The sequence below is a fragment of the Kitasatospora sp. NPDC094019 genome (assembly GCF_044764505.1).
Classification (GTDB): domain Bacteria; phylum Actinomycetota; class Actinomycetes; order Streptomycetales; family Streptomycetaceae; genus Kitasatospora.
In genome coordinates this window covers 47,703-66,323 of sequence record NZ_JBIWIF010000005.1, presented here as the reverse complement: position 1 = coordinate 66,323, position 18,621 = coordinate 47,703, and the positions used below count along the sequence as shown (strand labels likewise).

General features: G+C 77.3%; 11 protein-coding genes. 7 read left to right on the top strand and 4 right to left on the bottom strand.

Translation table 11 applies throughout. The annotated features are described in order from the left end of the window. The first annotated feature begins 1 nt into the window (after position 1). The 7 genes from ACIQ9P_RS12695 (at position 2) to ACIQ9P_RS12665 (ending at position 10,686) form a co-directional block, all read left to right on the top strand. A complete protein-coding gene (locus ACIQ9P_RS12695; RefSeq protein WP_402354086.1) occupies positions 2 to 1,771 on the top strand; it encodes a glycoside hydrolase family 36 protein in 1,770 nt (589 codons plus the stop codon). A gap of 43 nt (positions 1,772 to 1,814) precedes the next feature. Then, positions 1,815 to 2,873 carry a LacI family DNA-binding transcriptional regulator gene (locus ACIQ9P_RS12690; protein WP_402354083.1) on the top strand — a complete coding sequence of 353 codons (1,059 nt, stop codon included), beginning with the start codon at positions 1,815 to 1,817 and terminating at the stop codon, positions 2,871 to 2,873. 621 nt (positions 2,874 to 3,494) lie between these two features. Continuing rightward, the gene (locus tag ACIQ9P_RS12685; protein WP_402354080.1) at positions 3,495 to 4,754 is read left to right on the top strand and encodes a styrene monooxygenase/indole monooxygenase family protein; all 1,260 of its coding nucleotides are present in this window, start codon (positions 3,495 to 3,497) and stop codon (positions 4,752 to 4,754) included. Between the two features lie 48 nt (positions 4,755 to 4,802). Continuing rightward, complete coding sequence (locus ACIQ9P_RS12680; RefSeq protein ID WP_402354078.1) at positions 4,803 to 7,112, top strand: protein kinase; 2,310 nt, start codon at positions 4,803 to 4,805, stop codon at positions 7,110 to 7,112. A 2-nt stretch (positions 7,113 to 7,114) separates the two neighbouring features. After that, positions 7,115 to 9,529 (top strand): PQQ-binding-like beta-propeller repeat protein, encoded by a 2,415-nt coding sequence (locus ACIQ9P_RS12675; protein WP_402354076.1) that lies wholly within the window; start codon positions 7,115 to 7,117, stop codon positions 9,527 to 9,529. A gap of 132 nt (positions 9,530 to 9,661) precedes the next feature. Then, positions 9,662 to 10,330, top strand: a complete 669-nt coding sequence (locus ACIQ9P_RS12670; RefSeq protein WP_402354073.1) for a DUF6232 family protein — start codon at positions 9,662 to 9,664, stop codon at positions 10,328 to 10,330. Beyond that, positions 10,327 to 10,686 carry a hypothetical protein gene (locus ACIQ9P_RS12665; RefSeq protein ID WP_402354070.1) on the top strand — a complete coding sequence of 120 codons (360 nt, stop codon included), beginning with the start codon at positions 10,327 to 10,329 and terminating at the stop codon, positions 10,684 to 10,686. The genes ACIQ9P_RS12670 and ACIQ9P_RS12665 overlap by 4 nt, the downstream gene beginning before the upstream one ends. A gap of 2 nt (positions 10,687 to 10,688) precedes the next feature. Here ACIQ9P_RS12665 and ACIQ9P_RS12660 read toward each other — a convergent pair whose 3' ends face one another. The 4 genes from ACIQ9P_RS12660 to ACIQ9P_RS12645 all read right to left on the bottom strand — a co-directional run bounded on the left by ACIQ9P_RS12660 (position 10,689) and on the right by ACIQ9P_RS12645 (position 18,421). Next, the gene (locus tag ACIQ9P_RS12660; RefSeq protein ID WP_402354067.1) at positions 10,689 to 11,801 is read right to left on the bottom strand and encodes a Fic family protein; all 1,113 of its coding nucleotides are present in this window, start codon (positions 11,799 to 11,801) and stop codon (positions 10,689 to 10,691) included. Next, the gene (locus tag ACIQ9P_RS12655; RefSeq protein WP_402354064.1) at positions 11,798 to 12,382 is read right to left on the bottom strand and encodes a DUF6426 family protein; all 585 of its coding nucleotides are present in this window, start codon (positions 12,380 to 12,382) and stop codon (positions 11,798 to 11,800) included. Before ACIQ9P_RS12655 ends, ACIQ9P_RS12660 begins: the two co-directional genes overlap by 4 nt. A gap of 131 nt (positions 12,383 to 12,513) precedes the next feature. Next, positions 12,514 to 15,429 (bottom strand): LuxR C-terminal-related transcriptional regulator, encoded by a 2,916-nt coding sequence (locus ACIQ9P_RS12650; protein WP_402354061.1) that lies wholly within the window; start codon positions 15,427 to 15,429, stop codon positions 12,514 to 12,516. 151 nt (positions 15,430 to 15,580) lie between these two features. Beyond that, positions 15,581 to 18,421, bottom strand: coding sequence for a hypothetical protein (locus tag ACIQ9P_RS12645; protein ID WP_402354058.1), 2,841 nt, complete (start codon positions 18,419 to 18,421; stop codon positions 15,581 to 15,583). Between the last annotated feature and the right edge of the window lie 200 nt (positions 18,422 to 18,621).

The window sequence follows — 18,621 nt, the reverse complement described above, 5'->3', positions numbered from 1 at the left end:
CATGACCGACACCAGCGACGAGATCTGGGAACCCCACGCCCCCGCCACCACCGCCCGCCCCCGCCCCGTGGACGTGCCCGGCCCCGCCGCCGGACGGCTGGAACTGCTGGTCGCCGGCACGGCGACCGTGACCGTCCTCGCCGAGGGCGTCGTCGAGGTCACGGCCGAGACCGGGCCCACGGACGGCGACGGCGGCCCCGGCGAGGTCCGGATCGAATGGCGCGTCCCCTGCGTCGACGTCACCTCCTTCTGGACCCCCGAGCCGCGCGGCACCGGCTGGCTGCCCGCCTCCTGGAGCGCCCCGCGTCGCGTCGGCCTCTCCCGCGGCGCCCCCGTCGCCGCCCTCGTCGGCACCGGCGACACCACCGTCTGCGCCTTCGCCGCCGACCGTGAGGAGGCCCTCGCCAGCGGCGGCGTGGTCGAGGAGACCGGCGAGTTCCGGTTCTGGGTCCACGCCACCGGCCGGCTCACCGTCCGCATCGACACCTCCGGCCGCCACTTCGGCCGAAGCCTCGCCGAACTCGCCGACTGGTGGGCCGAGGGCCGCCCGGTCCACGTCCCCGACGCGGCCCGCCTCCCCGCCTACTCCACCTGGTACGCGCTGCACCAGAACATCACCCCGGAGACCGTCGAACGGCAGGCCGCCCTCGGCAAGGACCTCGGCCTGGACACGATCATCGTCGACGACGGCTGGATGACCACCGACCGCACCCGCGGCTACGCCCACTGCGGCGACTGGGAGCCGCACTCGCTGCCCGACACCGCCGCCCACGTGGCCCGGGTCCACGACCTCGGCGTCCAGTACATGCTCTGGTACGCGCTGCCGTTCATCGGCAAGGACAGCGCCGCCTGGGACGGACTGAGCCGGTACGCCCTCGTCGACGCCGCCCACATGGGCGCCGTCGTCGCGGACCCCCGGTACCCGGCGGTCCGCGCCCATCTGGCCGACCGGCTCGCCCGGGCCGTCGAGGAATGGGGCATGGACGGGCTCAAGGTCGACTTCATCGACTGGTTCGGCGTCCAGGACCCGCCCGCCCCCGGCCCGGAGGCCGACTGTGCCACCGTCGACGAGGGCCTGCACCTGCTGCTCGCCGAGATCCGCCGCCGGACCGCCGCCGCCCGGCCCGAGTCGATGATCGAACATCGCCAGCCCTACGTCAGCCCCGGCCTGTGGCCCTACGCCACCATGGTCCGGGCCGTCGACTGCCCGCTCGGCACGCAGGAGAACCGGCAGCGCGTCGTCGACACCCGGCTGATCGCCGGACCGCTGGCCGTCCACTCCGACATGCTGATGTGGCACCCCACCGAACCGGTCGAGCAGATCGCCTGCCACCTGGTCAACGTCCTGTTCGGCGTGCCGCAGATCTCCGTCGACCTCGCCGTCCAGAGCCCCGAGCAGCGCGAGACGCTCGCTTTCTGGCTCGGCGTCGCCCGCGCCCACGTCGACACCCTGCAGCTCGGCGCGTTCCGGCCGTCCCGCCCCGACCTCGGCTACCCGCTGGTCGCCGCGGTCGGCGACGGCACCACGATCGTCGCCCGGTACGCGGCGCTGCCCGTCGACACCGGCACGGACACCGCCGGCGAGTGGCGTACGCTGCTGGTCGCCAACGCCGACGCCGACCCCGTCGTCCGCCTCACCGGCGGCCGGGGCACCGCCGGGGCCACCGTCCAGGACGCCCGCGGCCGGACCGTCGGCACCTCGACCGTCCACCTGGACGGTGGCCTCGTCGACGTCCCCCGGGGCGGCCTGCTGACCCTCCGCCGGGTCTGACGGCCGGTGCCCGACGGGGCGGCGCCCACGCGAAGGAGAACCGATGACCACCCCGGGAGCACGCCCCGCGCGCCGCGTCACCACCATCGCGGACGTGGCCCAGGCGGCCGAGGTGTCCCGGCAGACCGTCTCCAACGCGCTCAACGCCCCGCACCGGGTCCGCCCCGACACCCTCGCCCGGGTCAACGCGGCGATCGAGCGGCTCGGGTACCGGCCCGACCAGTCCGCCCGGTCGCTGCGCACCGGCGAGCGCCGCACCATCGGCTACCTCGCCCCGGTCGACGACCCCTTCGACCCCAACCCGCTGATGGCGGGCTTCCTCGAAGCCCTCGTCGACGCGGCCGGGGCCGTCGGACACCACGTGCTGCTCCTCCGCCCGGCGGCGGGGGAGCAGCACGTCCGGGCGGTGATCGACGGCGTGGTGGCGGCCCGCCAGGTCGACGGCCTGGTCCTCGCCGACGTCCTCCCCGACGACCCCCGCGCCGCCCACGCCGCCCGGGTCGGCATCCCCTTCGCCGCCTTCGGGCGCACCGGCCCCGGCCTTCCGCAGCACTGGGCCGACATCGACAACGCGGCCGCCACCGCCGAGGTCGCCCGTCACCTGGCCGCGCGCGGCCACCGGCGGGTCGCCTTCGTCGGTGCGGTGGGTGCGGTGGGTGCGGCCGACGCCGGTGCCGCCCTGCCGTGGCTCGCCGCCCGCCGCGAGGGCTTCCACCGCGAGGCCGCCCGCCTCGGCCTCTCCCTCGCCCCGGCGCCTCCCGCCGGCGGCCTCCGCGCCCTGCTTCGCGACCCGGACCGGCCGACCGCCCTCGCCACCGACAACGACCTCGCCGCCCTCGACGTCTACGAGGCCGCCCGCGCCGAGGGCCTCCAGGTCGGCCGCGACCTCGCCGTCACCGGCTTCCACGACACCCCCCTCGCCCGCCACCTCCACCCACCACTGACCTCGCTCCGCCTTCCCCTGCGCACCATCGCCACCACGGTCGTCACCCGCCTCCTGGCCCAGCTGCGCCCCGGCACGCCGACCCCGGCGGAGGGCGTCGAACTGGCGGCGGAACTGGTCGTTCGCGAGAGCTCGGCGGGGGTCGCGCCGGGGGCCTGAGCCCGCCCGCCGCCGCCCTCGCCGCGGCTTCCTCGGCGGAGCGCCGCCGTGACGGTCGTCGGCCGCCCGCCGGCCCGGTCGCGCTCCGAGGGCCGGCTCCGGCGGAGGACGTCGGTTCCGGCGGTGCGGGAGAGCCCTGACCGCCCGGTGCCCCGCCCCCTGCCGGCGCGCCCGCAGGGGGTGCGGTGAGCCCGGCGCCGCGGCCGCCGACCCGTCGGGCTCCGCGCGTTCCGAGACCGAACCTGCCCGGCCTGCCGCGGTGTACCGTCGCCGCGACGGTCGTCGGCCGACTGCCGGTGCGGCGGCGCTCGGAGCCGCCGGTCCCGGCCGCCGGGCGGGCGTCGTCCGTGACCGGTCCGTTCGCGACGGGCCCGACCCGCCGGGCCGGGGAGATTCCGGCCCGCCTCCGCCTGCCGGGGACGGGCCCGGCGATTCGGCGCCGTCCTCGACCGGCCCGGCATCTCCCCGTCACGGCTGCCCTCCGCCGAGGGCGGCCGGTGGGCGTTCGGGCGCCGTCCTGGTCCGTGTGCCCCGCCGGTCCTCCCGGCCGAAACCGGCGGGGCGGTGGCCGGACTGACATAGCATCAGCTCTTTCGTTCGTCGTCGGCACGGAGGTGCGGGATGCGTCGGGTCGCGGTCGTCGGGGCAGGACAGGCGGGGCTGCAGGTGGCGTTGGGGCTGTTGGCGGCCGGTGGGTACGAGGTGACGGTGGTGTCGGGCCGGACGGCGGGGGAGTTGCGGGCGGGGCCGGTGCTGTCGACACAGGCGATGTTCGGTCCGGCGTTGCGGGTGGAGCGGGCGGCGGCGTTGGACCTGTGGGTGGGGGAGGCCCCGCAGGTGCGGTCGGTCGACGCGGTACTGGTGCCCGAACCCGGCGTGCGGGCGCTGGAGTTCACCATGACCCTGGACGAGCCGGCGCAGTCGGTGGACCAGCGGATCAAGATGGCGCGCTGGCTGGAGCTGGTCGAGGAGCGCGGTGGGCGGGTCGAGTACCGGGAGCTGGACCGGTCCGGGCTGGGGGAGTTGGCGGTCGCGCACGAACTGACGCTGGTCGCGGTGGGGCGGGGCGAGCTGGCGGGGATCTTCGCGCGGGACGCGGCCCGTTCGCCGTTCGACGCCCCGCAGCGGCGGCTCGCGGCGCTGTACGCGCAGGGCGTGGGCGCGCCCGACCCGGCGGCCGGGCCGCGGGCGCGGATGCACGCGGTGCCCGGGGTGGGGGAGCTGTACCTCCAGCCCGCGCTGACGCTGTCCGGGCCGTGCGACATCCTGCTGTGGGAGGCGGTGCCCGGGAGCGCGTTCGACCGCTTCGGCGACCGCCCGCCTGGCGCCGAGCAACTGCGCCGGATGCGGGAGTCGATGGCGGAGTACCTGCCGTGGGAGGCGGAGTTGTGGGCGGCCGCCGAACCGACGGACGCGGGCGCGTCGCTGTACGGCGCGCTGACCCCGGTGGTGCGGCACCCGGTGGCGGAGCTGGACGGCGGCGTGGCGGTGCTGGGCATCGGGGACGCGCTGGTGGTCAACGACCCGATCACCGGGCAGGGCGCCAACGGCGCGGCGCGGGCGGCCGAGGCGTATCTGCGGGCGATCGTCGAGCGCGGCGACGGGCCGTTCACTGCGGAGTGGATGACGGAGGTGTTCGAGGGGTTCTGGCAGCGGCACGCCCGGCACGGGGTGGCCCTGACGGCGGACCTGCTGACGATGCCCGAGCACCTCCGGGGAGTGTTCGCCGCGGCCGCCGAGCACGAGCCGGTGGCCCGCCGGTTGGCCAACACCTACGCCGAACCGGTCGACCACGCGGCCTGGTTGGCGACGCCGGAGCTGACGGCGGAATACCTGGCCACCCTCCCCGGGCGGTCCGGAACGGGTGATCGGCTGTCATGATCGCGTCGCGGAGCCTAGGGTGAGGGGCTCCGGGGGAGGGGGAGAACGGTGGAGCAGCTCGGACCGACGGATCCGCGGCAGGCGGGGCCCTATGTGCTGGCCGGCCGGCTGGGGGCCGGTGGCATGGGGGCGGTGTACCTGGGCCGGGCGGTCGGCGGGCGGACCGTCGCCGTGAAGGTGGTGCGCCCGGAGCTGGCCGGGGACGGGTCCTTCCGGGCCCGGTTCCGGCAGGAGGTGGCGGCCGCGCGACGGGTGTCGGGGGCCTTCACCGCGCCGGTGGTGGACGCGGACACCGAGGCCGGGATGCCGTGGATGGCGACGGCGTTCGTGCCCGGGGTGTCGCTCCAGCGGGCGGTGTCGGCGCACGGTCCGCTGCCGGAGGGGACGCTCCGGACGCTGGTGGCGGGGCTGGCCGAGGCCCTGGGCGAGATCCACCGCGCGGAACTGATCCACCGGGACCTCAAACCGGGCAACGTGCTGCTGGCCCTGGACGGCCCGCACGTCATCGACTTCGGCATTTCGCGGGCGGCCGACGGCACCGGGCTGACCACGACCGGTTCGGTGATCGGTTCGGCCCCGTACATGTCGCCGGAGCAGGCGCTGGGGGAGCCGCTGACACCGGCGAGCGACGTGTTCTCGCTGGGCGCGACGGTCGCCCACGCGGCGCTCGGCCGGCCCCTGTTCGGCGAGGGCGTGGCGGCGGCCGTGCTGTTCCGGGTGGTGAACACCGAGCCGGACCTCGGCGGACTGCCGGACGGCCTGCGGCACCTGGTGGCGGCCTGCCTGGCCAAGGACCCGGCGCACCGGCCGGCGCCGCGCCAACTGGTCGAGCTCGTCGAGCGGACCGGCCGCCCGGAGACCTCGGGCGGGTGGCTCCCGGCCGCGGTGGCGGCGGACGTGCTGGCGGTGCGGCGCCTGCTGACCGCCCCGCCGCCCGCTCTTGCGCCGGCCGGTGCTCCCCCGGTCGTCGGGCCGTGGTCCGCGGAGGGACCCGCCCTGCCGCCCCCGCCTGCCGGGGACATCGGGGGCAGCGGGGACATCGGGGGCGCCGGGGAGGGCCGCCCGCCCCGGCGGGCCCTGCTGCTCGGCCTGGGGATCGGCGCCGGGGTGCTCGCCGCCGGGGGCACGGCCGCCGTGGTGGTCCGGCAGCGGCGGCGGACGCCCGGGGGCGGCACTCCCTCCGGGGGCGCCTCGTCCGGCGGGGCGCCGCCCGTCGACCGGCCGACGGGTGAGGACGTCAAGGAGGGCGTGCTCTCCTGGAAGACCTCCCCGCCGGAGTCCTGTTCGCAGGCGCTCGCGGCCGGGGACCTGGTGGTCGGGGTGGGGGAAAGCGCCCTGGTGGCCTTCGACCGGCACGGCACGGCCGCCTGGACCTTCGACGGCCGGGCCACCGGACTGAGACTGGCGGGCACGAAACTCCCCGGCCGGCGGGCGGTCCTGGACGGCGGCCTGCTGTACACCGGGGCGACGAAGATCGCCGCGGTCACGGAGGCGGGACAGGCGACCGTGTCCTCCACCACCGCCCTGGTCGCCGTCGACCCGGCGACCGGCAAGGAGGCGTGGCGGGCCGAGACCGATGGACAGCGGACGGCCGGGTTCGTCCAGATCCTCGGCGTCCGGGCGGGGCGGGCGTACCTGGCCGGGCTCGGCGACGGGACGGGCAGGTTCACCGGCGGCCACGTCTGGGCGGTCGACCTCGCGACCCGGGCGACCGCGTGGTTCCGCGGCTTCGACGGGTTCGTCCTGGTCGGAGCCCTGCCGCCGGAGGGCGACCGGCTGCTCGTCGGCGGGGAGAAGACCGTGCAGGGCCTGGACCGGGACGGGCGGACCGGCTGGTCCCGGGACGCCGTCCTGTCGGGCGCCGGCGCGGTCGGCGGGCGCTTCCTCACCGTCGTCGACGGCACCCTGTCGGCACTGGATCCGGCCACCGGCGAACCGGTCTGGACCGTGCCGGGGGTGCTCCCGGCGGCCGGCGGCGGCTCCGGCAGCGCGGTCGCCGCCGCCGAGGACGGCACCCTCGTGTTCTGCCTGCTGAAGGACGCCGACGGCGGCTCCTCGCTGGGCGTCCTGGACGCCGCCACCGGCGCGGTCCGCCGACGTACCCCGCTGCCGCGCGAGGCCGACCGGGGACTGCCGCCGGCCGCCCGGCTCCAGTGCGCCGACGGCAATGTGTACCGGCTGGGCGCGGACGCCGTGCTGTGGGCCCTCGACCCCGCCGACGGCAGGCCCCGGTGGAAGTTCACCGGCCTGCGCGGCACCGACCCCCAGAACCTGTCCTGGACGGCGGGCGGGGGACGGGTGTGCCTCGCCGACGCCTCCGCCGGCACCATCGCCTCGCTCTTCGCGAACGGAGCCTGACCATGCGCGGACCGGAACCGGGGGACCCGACCAGGATCGGCCCCTACACCCTGCTCGGCCGACTGGGCGCGGGCGGTATGGGCGTGGTGTTCCTCGGCCGCTCGGCCGGCGGGCGCACCGTCGCGGTCAAGCTCGTCCGCCCCGAACTCGCCGGGGACCAGGGCTTCCGGGCCCGGTTCCGGCACGAGGTGCGGGCGGCGCGCGCGGCCTCCTCGGCGTTCACCGCGCCGGTGGTGGACGCCGATCCGGACGGGCCGGTGCCGTGGCTGGCCACCGCCTTCGTGCCGGGGGTCGGCCTGGACGAGGCGGTGCGGCTGGTCGGGGCGTTCCCCGAGCACGTGCTGCGGATCCTGGCCGCCGGGGTCGCCGAGGAGCTGCGCGCCATCCACGCCGTCGGACTCACCCACCGCGACCTCAAGCCGAGCAACGTGCTGCTGGCCCTGGACGGCCCGCACGTCATCGACTTCGGGATCGCGCGGGCCGCCGACGGCAGTGTGATCACCGCCGAGGGAGCGATCTTCGGCACCCCCGCCTACATGTCCCCGGAACAGGCGCTGGGGCGGACGGCGACGCCCGCGAGCGACGTGTTCTCGCTCGGCGCCACGCTGGTCCACGCGGCCTCCGGCGGCCGGGGGCCCTTCGACGGCGAGGGCGGCGGCCACCCGCTGGCGCTGCTCAACCGGGTGGCGCACGAGGAACCCGACCTGTCGGCGGTGCCGGAGGGGCTGCGGTTACTGGTGGCCGCCTGCCTGGCGAAGGACCCGGCGGACCGGCCGGCGCCCGCACAGGTGCTGGCCGCCGTGGCGCGGGACGGGTCGCCGCTCGGGGTGCGCGGACCGTGGCTCCACCCGGTGCTGGTGGAGCGGATCGAGCGGGCCGCGGCGGTCCTGGCGCCGGACGCCGCCCCGGCGCCACCTCCGGGCCCGCCGGAGAACCCTCTGGACGACCGGACCGTGCCCCTGCGGCCGGACGCGCCGCCGCGGCCGACCCTGCCGCTGCTCCCCACCGCGCCACCGTCACCGCCGCCGCCGTCGGGCCCGTCCCGCCGCAAGCTGTTGTGGGGCCTCGCGGGCGGCGCCGCGGCGCTGGCGGGCGGAGGTGCCGCGCTCGCCCTCGGACTGCCGACCGGCGGCGGGTCCGGCCGCGGTGGTACCGCGCTGGCCGGCGGCCCCTCGTCCGGCGTGTCGGCGGCCCCCGCCGCCGCGTCCGGGACCCCCTCGACGACCCCCTCCGCTGCCGTCACGATCGGGACCGACACCGTCGCCACCCCGTTGTGGACGGGACCGGTCACCGAGGCCCTGGTGCAGGTGGTGGGCTCGGAGAAGGCGGTGCTCGCCGTCGGCAAGGACCACATCTGGGCCTTCGACCCGACCGGCCGCCCGCTCTGGGGTCCGGTGCCCAACGCGATCGACTCGACCACGACCTCGATGGGCGGCACCACGGTCGCAGTGGACGGCTCCCGGGTGTACACGGCGACCAGCGGTGGCCGTCTCGGGTTCGACCGCCTGCTGCGCGCACTCGACCTCGGCACCGGACAGGAGGTCTGGAACACCGGGGAGTTGGCCCACCTGGTGCTGGCCTTCGCGCTGCCGGGGATGCTCGACGGCTCCGTGTTCGTCACCAGCACCGCCAACGCCAGCGCGAACGGGGACAGGTCGACGGGCACGGTCTGGGCCGTCGACGCGCAGACCGGCAAGGTGAGCTGGTCGGCCCGGACCCCTGACGAGGACTGGGGCCGGATCAGGCTGATGGTGCCCTCCTCGGGGCGGACCCTGCTGTGGGCGCGCGCCACCCTGCGCGGCGACGCGCCGAGGATCACCGGGGTCGACGTCGGGGACGGCGGCCGGATCCGCTGGAACCAGCCGGCCCCGGGCGTGTCCACCACCGCGTCCCAGGCGACCCCCGCGCTCTACGCCCACTGGCAGGACGGCCCGCACACCTCGGCGGGCGGACGCTTCCTCTTCCTGTCCGACCACCTCTACGCGCTGGAACCGGACACCGGCCAGGCGGCCTGGCAGTCCGCCGACACGGTGCTCCACCAGAGCGTGGTGGCCGCTCCGGACGGCGCCACCGTCTACGCCGCCGGGATCGACCGCGCGGACGTGGGCATGACCACGGTCGTCCGTTCCTTCGACGCCGCGACCGGTCGCCCGGGCTGGACGGCCCGGACGCCCCGGGACCCGATGGCGCTGAACTCGCCCGCCCTGCACTGCGCGGACGGAAATGTCTACCTCCACCTCGGCACCACGGTCCACGCGCTGGACGCGGCCACCGGCGCCACCAGGTGGAGCTTCCCGCTAGGCAGCACCACCGGCGGCTTCGGCCCGGTCGCGCTGTGGGCGGGCGGCGGCCTCCTGTTCGGCAACACGGACCAGGGCCTGGTCGCGATCCCCGCCGACGGAAAGCCCCGCGGCTGAGCGGTCGGGCCGTCGGGTGGCCGGGTGCACCGGGGGATTGCGCCTGACGATGCGTCAGTGTCACTGTAATGGCGCACTCCCGGGGTCCGTCGATCACGAACCGGACCCCGGCCGGACACGCGAGGGGGAAGCGTGGACAGGAACGATCAGCCGGACCGGCCGTGGCGGGACCCGGGGCGAGGGGTGCCGCCGCAGCCGCCGGGGCCGCCGACCGTCGGGGACCGGGGCGGGCTGCCCCTCGCGACCGGGCCGTCGGCGGTGCTGACCGAATCGGTCGACCTGAGGGTCAGCAAGCGGCTGCTGTGGGTCGGCGGGGCCGCGTACCCGCTGCACAACATCGTGCGGGTCTACTCCTTCGTGCTGCTGCCCCGACGCGCGGAGGCGGTGCGGCTGTTCGCGCGGCAGGCGGTGCAGGCGGTGACGCTGGCGCTGCTGGCCGTGGTCGGGGCGGCGTTCCCGTTCGGCGTCGGGGAGGACGTCGAGCCGCTCAAGGTACCGGTGCTGGTCGTCGCTCTGCTCTGGGCGGGGTACGGGTTCGTGGCGATGTTCGTCGTCCTCGCCGCGCCCTCGATGCCGGTGCTGGCGGTGGACACGGCCGGGAACGCGACGGCCCTGGTCGGGACCGCCGACCGGGCCGGGCTCGCGGAGGCGGTCCGGATCCTCTCGCACGCGCTGGAGAACCCGGAGGCCGAGATCGCGCTGACGATCCGCTCGCTCACGGTCAAGACCGGGAACTACCACTACGGCGACAACGTGAACGTGTACGGCGGCAGCGGCAACACGGGGAAGGCGACGGGATGAGCGGCGACCACTTCCACGGCGACGTGGTGAACCTGTACGGCGGCACCGACAACAAGGGCATCGTGCACCATCACCACGCGCCGGGCCCGGACGGCGAGCGGGTGACCGCGGAACTGACGCGGGCGGTCCAGGACCTGGTAACCCTGCTGCGCGAACTCCGGGCCGGCGTCGCGCCGATGGCCGCGGAGTCCATCGACGAGGCGCTGCCGGCCCTCACCGTCGGCCCGCTGGCGGTGCCGCGCGAACGGCACCGGGCACTGATGGCGGTGGCGGGCATCGCCGCCACCGTCGGGGCCGTCGGCGTGCCGGTCGTCGAGGCGGTGCAGCGGGTCCTGGGGCTGCTCGGCGGCCAGTAGGGCTACGGCCGGGCGGTTCCGGGCGGTGTGTACGGGGCGTCGAGGACTGCCAGCAGGCCGGGGTGGACGAACGCCTCGGGCAGGCGGGGGTGCGGGACGAGGATCCCGGTGCTCCGCAGGCGGGCCAGCGCCGGGCGCGGGTCCTCCGGAAGCAGGCCGCGCAGGGACTCGGCCGAGACGGCGGGGGCGGAGCGGAGAGCGCCCAGCACCGCGATCGCCACCGGGTCGTCGGCGACGCGGGCGGTGGCCGTGTCGAGGATCCGCCGGTGCTCGGCGAGGGTGCCCGTGCGGTGGCGGGCGGTCTCGGCGACCGCGCGGGCGAACAGCGCGCCCCACCGCGGCAGATCGCCGTCGGCGGCCGCGACCACGGCGAGGTCGTGCGCCTCCCGGTTGGCGTCGACCCAGCCGTCCAGGTCGAGCAGCAGTCCGGGCAGCAGTCCGGCGCCGACCAGGTCGCACTGGGCGAGCAGCCGGGCGATCCGCCCGTTCCCGTCGGGGAAGGGGTGGACGGTGAACAGCCGCAGCATCTGGAGCGCGGCCGCGTCCAGCGCGGGCGAGGAGGTGCGGGTGCCCCAGCGGTACCAGCGTTCCATCTGCCCGAGCAGGGGTCGGCCCGGCGCGACGGTGATGACGAAGCGCTGCCCGTCGGGCCAGGTGATCCGGGCGGTGGCGCGGCGGAATCCGCCGCCGCCGGGGATGTTGGGGTCGGCGGCGACCAGCAGCCGGTGCAGTTCGGCGAGCGCGTCCGGGGTGAAGTGCGGGCGCCCACCCGGGCGTTCAGCGGCACGTTCAGCGGCACGTTCGGCGAGCTCGGCGAGTTCGGCGCGGACCGAGCGGACGGCGAGCAGCCCTGCCGCGACCCGCTGCTCCGCCGCCGAGGCCAACTGCCCGGCCAGCAGCCGGGGATCGGTCGCCCCGACGTGGCGCAGGTGCAGCCGGGCCCGGGTCCGCGGCCGGTGGAACAGGTCGGGGTCGCCGAGGTGCGCGGCGGCGGCGGTCAGCGCGGACAGGGCGTCGTGGGCCCGGGCCCGGTCCTCGGCGGGCACGGCCTCGGCGCCGGGCGGCGGCACGACGGGCCTGATCCGTCGTGCCGCCACGGAGAGCGTGCCGGTCACTGGCAGGCGTGGTCGATGATGGTGTTGGTCGGCACCTGCACGTCGACCAGCTGGGTCTGACCACCGGGCAGGGTGATCGAGTAGGTGACGGTCTGGTACTGCGCGAAGACCCCGAAGCTCTGGCCCGGCTGGAGCGTGACGTCCACGCTGTGCGTGGTCGTGGTGGTGGAGTTGACCTCGGCGCCGACGGCGGCCTTGAGGGCGCTCAGCGCCTCGACCGAGAGACTGGCCGTCACCTTGTACCCGGTCGCCACCTGGACCGTCACGGTCAGCTTCTCCGGGCTCCTGGTCCCGTTCTGCCGACAGAACTGCTTGTCCTCGAACTTCTCGCCGTACGCGTAGACGTGCGCCGAGGCCGCGCCGCCACCGCCGCCGTGCCAGGGGAAGGGCCAGCCCTCGGAGGGCGGGGGGTAGGGGCCGGAGATGTTGATCGGGTCGTTGAGGTTGTTCGGGTCGTCCCAGGGGTCGCAGCTGGTGTAGCAGTCGGAGGCTGCGGCCATCTGCGGCATCACCAGGGCGGGCACGGCGGTCAGGACGGTGACGCCGAGGGCGACGGCCCCGAGGGCCTTCTTGAGCTGCACGGTCTCTCCACGGTCGGGGGGTTCGAGGGTGAGGGGAACGCGGGGCGTCCGGCGTGCGGTGTCCCGCCCCGTCGCGGACGAGTCTCGCGGCCGCTCCCGTACCGGGGCATCGGTAGAACTGCGCAAGCTGCCTACCTAATCGGGTCCCGGCCTGCCGGATCGCCGGGGCCGTGGAGCAGTCGGGCGAGGGCGGAGCGGGAGGAGACGCCGAGCTTGCGGTAGATGCTGCCGAGGTGGGTGTCCACGGTCCGGGGGCTGAGCACCAGCCGCTCGGCGATCCGGCGGGAGGGCAGGCCGTCGGCGGCCAGTTCGGCGACCTCGCGCTCGCGGGCGCTGAGCGGGGCGGCCGGGTCGGACGGGTCGGCCACCGACGCACCGGGGGAGCCGGGTGGGCCGCCGGGGCCGCCGGCCGTCAGCGCGGCCCGGACCCGGGCCCCGTCCTCGCACAGGCGCAGCGCGCCGCAGGCACGGGCGGCGTCGAGCGCCCGGTCGAGCGGGCCGAGCGCGGCGGCGGGGCCGTGCGCCTGGGCCAGGACCGGGGCGGCGGCGATCACCGTCCAGGCGTACTGGACGGGCATCCGCAGCCGCCGGAGCACCCGGGCGGCCCGCAGCGCGAGTTCGGCCGCGCGCGCCGGGTCGCCGTCGGCGAACGCCATCGCGGCGGCCGCCCGGTCGGCCTGGGACTGCTGGAACGGCAGCCGCCCGAGCCGTTCGGCGGCCGCGTCCGCCGCCCGGGCGCTGCGGCGGGCGGTGGCGAGGTCGCCGCAGAGCAGCGCGGCGGTGGTCATCAGGGCGAACAGCGAGGGGTGGGCGGCCGGTTGGAGCAGGTGCAGGTCCTCGCCGCCGCTCTCCTCCAGCAGGGTGCGCAGGCAGGCGGCCGGGTCGCCGGCGACCAGCCGGGCCTGGGCGAGCAGTCCGACGGCGGAGCCGGCCCACCAGCCGGTGCCGGGAACGGTGTGCCGCAGGCCCTGTTCGGCGAGCGCCACCACTTCCGCGGTGCGGCGCCGGGGCGCCGCCCACAGGAGCGCGCTGGCGCGCATCGCCATGGCCAGGCCGACGACGTCGGGGGCGCCGATCTCGGTGCCGAGCCGTTCGGCCTCGCGGGCGTGCCGCTGCGCCAGGTCGAGGCGGCCGGCCCACTGGTCCAGGATCGACAGGCCGAGCAGGTGGTTGACCGCGACGTGCTTGTGGGCGCCGCCGCTGGCGGTGGCCAGGCCGCGGCTGAGGTGCCGGTGGGCGTCGGTGAAGCGTTCCACGTAGAGCTCGGCGCAGCCCAGCAGGGCGAGCACGTCGGGGGCGCGTCCGGCGACGGTGTCGGGGCGGGCGTCGACGAGCCGGCCGCAGCGTTCGACCTCGGGGGCGGCCAGTGCGAAGTCCCCGGCGTAGCTGTCGCAGAAGGCGGCGAGGACGCGCAGCGCGGTGCGGCCGTCCTCGGCGCCGGGCGAGGCCGCCGCGGCCGCGGCGGCCTCGTGGGCGAGCGCGCGGACCTCGGCCGCCGTGCCGCGGACGGCGTGCACCAGGCCGTGGTCGAAGACCAGGTCGGCGGTGGCGGCGGGCAGCGGAGCGGGGAGCGGCCGGGGCAGCCGGTCGACGACGGTGCGGGCCATCGCGTCGGCCTCCGCGTACCGGCCGAGCAGGCGTTCGACGCCGACGCAGACCGCGAGCGCCCGGACGTCGAGCGGCTCCGGCAGGCCGCCGGGCGTGCGCAGGATCTCGTGGCCGAGCGCCCGGGCCTCCTCCAGCCGGCCGGCGGCGGTCAGGGCCCGGCAGCGGTCCAGGGCGAGGCCGATCCTGGTCCGGGCGTCGTGGGCGTCGGCGGGCGCGGATTCCAGAGCGGTGCGCAGCCAGCGGGCGGCGGTGGCGGGCGAGCGGACGACGACCTCGGCCGCGCCCTCGACGAGGACCGGCAGGGCGAGGGCGGGCAGGCCCTCGGCCGGGCCGCCGCCGAGCAGCAGCTGCTCGGCGTGGCGGGCCCGGGCGGCGGCCGGGGCACCGCGGGCCTCCAGCAGGGCGAGGGCTCGGCGGTGGGCGGTCAGCCGCAGGCCGGGGTTGAGCCGGTGGTGGACCAGGCGGCCGAGCACGGGGTGGCGGAAGGCCAGGTCGCCGCCCGGGCCGAGGGAGCGGACCAGGTCGGCGCGGGCGAGTTCGGCGAGCGCGTCGGCGGTGCGGTCGGTGTGCTCCCCGGCCACCCGGGCGACGTCGCCGAGCCGGAACGGTTCGCCGAGCACGGCGGCGGCCGCCAGCACCTCGGCGACCGGCGAGGGGAGGGTGTCGAGTTCGGCGACCAGGGGTGCGGCGGCGCGCAGCAGCGGCCCGGCGGCGGCGTCCGAACGCTCGGGCCAGTGGTCCGGGTCGGGGCCGGCGGCCAGCAGCAGGTGCAGGATCCGGGGGTTGCCGCCGGAGGCCGCGCGCAGCCGTTCGGCCCGGTGCGCGCCGGCGTCCGGGAGCAGGTCGGTGCCGGGCAGCAGGGCGGCGACGGCGGCGGTGGTGAGCGGCGCGGGTTCGATCCGGACGACGGCGCCCGCCTGCTTGGCGCCGTCGAGTGCGGCGAGCAGGGCGGGCGGCGCCTGCCGGGGCCGGTGGGCGAGGACGAGCAGCAGCCGGTCCGGCGGCGGTTCGCCGAGGAGGCGCTCGGTGAGCCGGGCGGAGGCCGGGTCGCAGTGGTGGAAGTCGTCGAGCAGCAGGACGGTGCCGGCCGGGTCCGCGCACCGGTCGCGCAGGGCGCGGAGGAGGTCGCGGTCGGCGCCGGTGTCCCACGGGATGTCGCCGGGGGAGCCGGGGGTGTCGGGCCGGTGGCCGTCGTCGCCCCAGGCGTCGCGGTACACCTGGTACGGCTTGGCGTCGGGGCCTTCGGCGCGGGCCCGCAGGACGGTGGCGCCGCGGTCGGCGGCGAGCCGGGCGAGCAGGTGCAGCAGGCTGGTCTTGCCGAGCCCGGGGTCGGCCGCGAGGTCGAGCACCGTGCCGCGTCCGCCGGTGAGACCGTCCACGGCCCGGGCCAGCGCGGCGCGTTCCTCGTCCCGTCCGGGTAACGCCGACAGCCCTGCCACGGTTGCCCCTCTCCGGCGCTCCCGCGAGGCCGCTCCCCGAAGGCGGCTCCCCGGGCCGCTCCGCGCATGTTAGCGATCTTCACAACCGGGCCACAAGGTTCCTCCTGGTGGGCCGGACCGGGCCGGACCGGGCCGGGTTCCACCCGCCCGGTCAGGCCGGGTCGCCGGCCCGGAGCTCCTTGGCGATGTGACGGCGCCCCGCCACCAGGGCCTCGGCGAGCACCCCGGCGGTGACCAGGGCGGTCAGGGCCAGGGCCGGGGGGAGGACGGCGCCGGGGCGGACCGGGAGGCCGGGCGGGACGTCGGTGCCGAGCAGGGCGGACAGGTCGAGCGCCGGGCCGAGCAGGACCACGGCGGCGAGGGCGGCGAGCAGGCCGCCGGCCGCCGCGAGCAGCGTCTGCGGCAGCGTCTCGACCAGGATCAGCGCCAGCCCCTGCCGGGGGCGCAGCCCCATGGTGCGCAGCCGGGCCAGCGCGGCGGCCCGGTCGGGGGCGGCGCGGACCAGCGTGAGCAGGGCGGCGAGCAGGGCGAACGCGCCCGCGCCGACGGTGGTGGCGCGGAACACCTGGGCCGCGGCCTGCCGCAGCGGGTCCTCGGTGAGTTCGGCGGTGAGCGCGGCGCTGGTCTTCACCAGGTAGCCGTCCGGGATGTCGCCGGGGTTCGGGCCGACCACCGGGACGCCGGTCCGCCGCGCGGTGTCGGCGACGATCGGGTGCACGGGCAGATCGCGGGTGAGCGACCGGACGGCGGTCTCGTCGATGTCGCCGACGGCGAACCAGTGTCCGTGGTCGCCGAGTCCGGGCACCCGGGCGATGGCCGGGCCGGCCGGGAGGACGATGAACGGGTGGGTGGAGTCGCGCAGTGCCGGGGTGGCGTCGATCGTGCCCGTGTACTGGGCCCGCAGTTCGCCGGTGCTGGTCAGGTAGATCCGCTCCGCCCCGGCCTGTCCGCCGAGTTGCTCGACCAGTCCGCGCGAGTACAGGGCGGGGACGGGGACGTCGCGCGCGTCCGGTCCGGTCGGGCCGTCGGGGGCGGCCAGCAGCGCCGGGTCGAAGGCGCCGCGCCCGAGGGAGCGGGAGATCTCCGCGTAGGCTTTCGGGTCGACGACCACGAGGCTGATGGTGAGGTGGGGCCGGTCGGGGCGCAGGACGGCGGCGTCGGTGAGCAGGGTGACATTGGTGGCGGCCCGGACGCCGGGCAGTCGGCCGGCCCGCTCGCCGAAGGAGCCGGCCAGGCCGAAGCCCTTGGGGGCGCTCACCATGACGTCGCCGCCGGTGGCGAGGCGGGATTCGCGGGCCCGGCCGGAGTCGACCGCCGCGATCACGTCGGCGCCGAACCCGGCGGTGGTGACGGCGAGCAGCAGCGCGAGCGTCGGCAGCACGGCCGGGCGCGGGCGACCGCCCGCGCCGCGGGCCGCGCCGGCCAGTCCGAGGAAGCCGACGGCGCCGCGCCGTCGGCCGACCGCCCGGGCGAGGGCGCCGATCAGCGCGGGCTGGATCCGGGCCAGCAGCAGGCCGGTGCAGAGGGCGATCAGCAGCGGAGCGGCGACCAGCAGCGGGTCGATGCCGGCGCCGGGCGGGGCGGCACCGCGCCGACGGACCTCGACCACCGCGGCGGCCGTCAGCAGGAGCAGGCCGAGTTCGCCGACCAGTCGCCCCGCCCCGCCGCGCCGGGCGGCCGGGCGGGGGGTCAGCAGCGTCAGCGCCCGGGCCGGGAAGGCCAGCAGCGCGCACACGGTGGCCGTCACCGCCGCGAACAGCGCGGCGCCCCAGCGGGGGGTGGGCAGCAGCAGGAGGGCGAGCAGGGTGCCGACGGCGGCGCCGGGCAGGACGACCGCGGCGCCCTCGCCGAGCAGCCGCCGCAGCACGCCCCGGCGGGAGCCGCCGCGGGCCTGGAGCAGCAGGAGTTCGGGGCCGCGCCGGTCGGCGGCCAGCGCGGCGGCCAGGCACAGCACCACGGTGACGACGCCGGCCAGCCCGGCCGGGCCGAGGGCCGCCAGCGGGGCGGCGGCGTCGCGGCGGGCGGTGGCGAGCGCGAACAACTCGGGGAGCGAGGAGAAGGTGCGCAGGTCGGTGCGGCCGGTGGCGGCGGCCAGGTCGGCGGCGGTGGGGCCGCTCAGATAGCTCGCGAGCGCGTCGGCGGCGTCGGGCAGCCGGTCGGCGCGCAGCGAGTCCGGGTCGACGGGCAGCCGCCAGGAGAGCTCGCCGCCCTGGGCCCACTCCATCAGCCGGGGCATGTCGTCGCCGCCGGTCAGGCCGACCGCGGTCCAGTTGCGGAGCCACTCGAAGGTCGGCGGGATCTCCAGGCAGGGCCGGCGCAGGCAGTAGAAGTCGGTCCAGTAGGGGTCGTTGTCGTCGTTCACCCGGAAGGTGCCGACCACCTCGGTGTCGGGGGAGGGCTTCTTGCCGGGCAGCCGCTCCTCCGTCAGCACGTCGCCGACCCGGATGTCGAGCTTCTCGGCCGTCTGCTCCGCGACCACGATCGCCAGCGGCCGGCCGGGGTCGGCGGTCGGCCAGCGGCCCTCGACCAGGGTGGCGTGGTCGGCGAGGCCGGCCAGGTGGCGCAGTTCGAGGACCGGGGACGGGCCGTCGGGCCGGGACAGCTGCGGATTGCCGAGGATCTTCGGACGGACGCCCCGGACGCCGAAGACCGGTCCGCTCGGCGAGACGCGGAACTCCCCGCCGGTGCGGGCGGTCAGCTGCGCGGTGACCGAGGCCAGGGTGGCCGAGTCGTCGGTCGGGCGGAGGTCGGAGCGGGCGACCAGGCTGGTCGCGCCGATGCCGCGGTCGCGCAGGAAGTCGCGCAGGGCGGCGTCCTCACCGCGGTCGACGCCCCGGGGCAGTCCGGCGGCGAGCAGCACGACCACGAACACCAGCACGCCGTTGAGCAGCGCCGCCCAGGGCGCGGCCCGGAGCCGGGTGCGGACCCAGCGGGCGGGCCGGTGCCCGGTGTGCGCCGGGGGCGCGGTGGTTGCCGCCGTCGGGCCCTGCATCCGCGTTCTCCCACCCCCGCGCCCGTCCCTGAGGGCGGGCGGCCGCCGATCCCGGCCCCTGGTGACCGGATAGCGGACGATGCTGTCAGAGCGGGGGGCGCGGCGGAAGGTCCGTTCGGGCAGACCGCGGGGGCGTCCGGGCCGGGCGGGGAACGGTGGTTCGTCACCGACCCTTGCCGCGGCGGGCCGTCCGGTGCCGC

Bases quoted from the DNA above. Each gene is read 5' to 3' on its own strand.
- ACIQ9P_RS12685 (WP_402354080.1), top strand. From the start codon at position 3,495: ATGCGTCGGGTCGCGGTCGTCGGGGCAGGACAGGCGGGGCTGCAGGTG.
- ACIQ9P_RS12645 (WP_402354058.1), bottom strand. From the start codon at position 18,421: ATGCAGGGCCCGACGGCGGCAACCACCGCGCCCCCGGCGCACACCGGG.
- ACIQ9P_RS12665 (WP_402354070.1), top strand. From the start codon at position 10,327: ATGAGCGGCGACCACTTCCACGGCGACGTGGTGAACCTGTACGGCGGC.
- ACIQ9P_RS12675 (WP_402354076.1), top strand. From the start codon at position 7,115: ATGCGCGGACCGGAACCGGGGGACCCGACCAGGATCGGCCCCTACACC.
- ACIQ9P_RS12690 (WP_402354083.1), top strand. From the start codon at position 1,815: ATGACCACCCCGGGAGCACGCCCCGCGCGCCGCGTCACCACCATCGCG.
- ACIQ9P_RS12695 (WP_402354086.1), top strand. From the start codon at position 2: ATGACCGACACCAGCGACGAGATCTGGGAACCCCACGCCCCCGCCACC.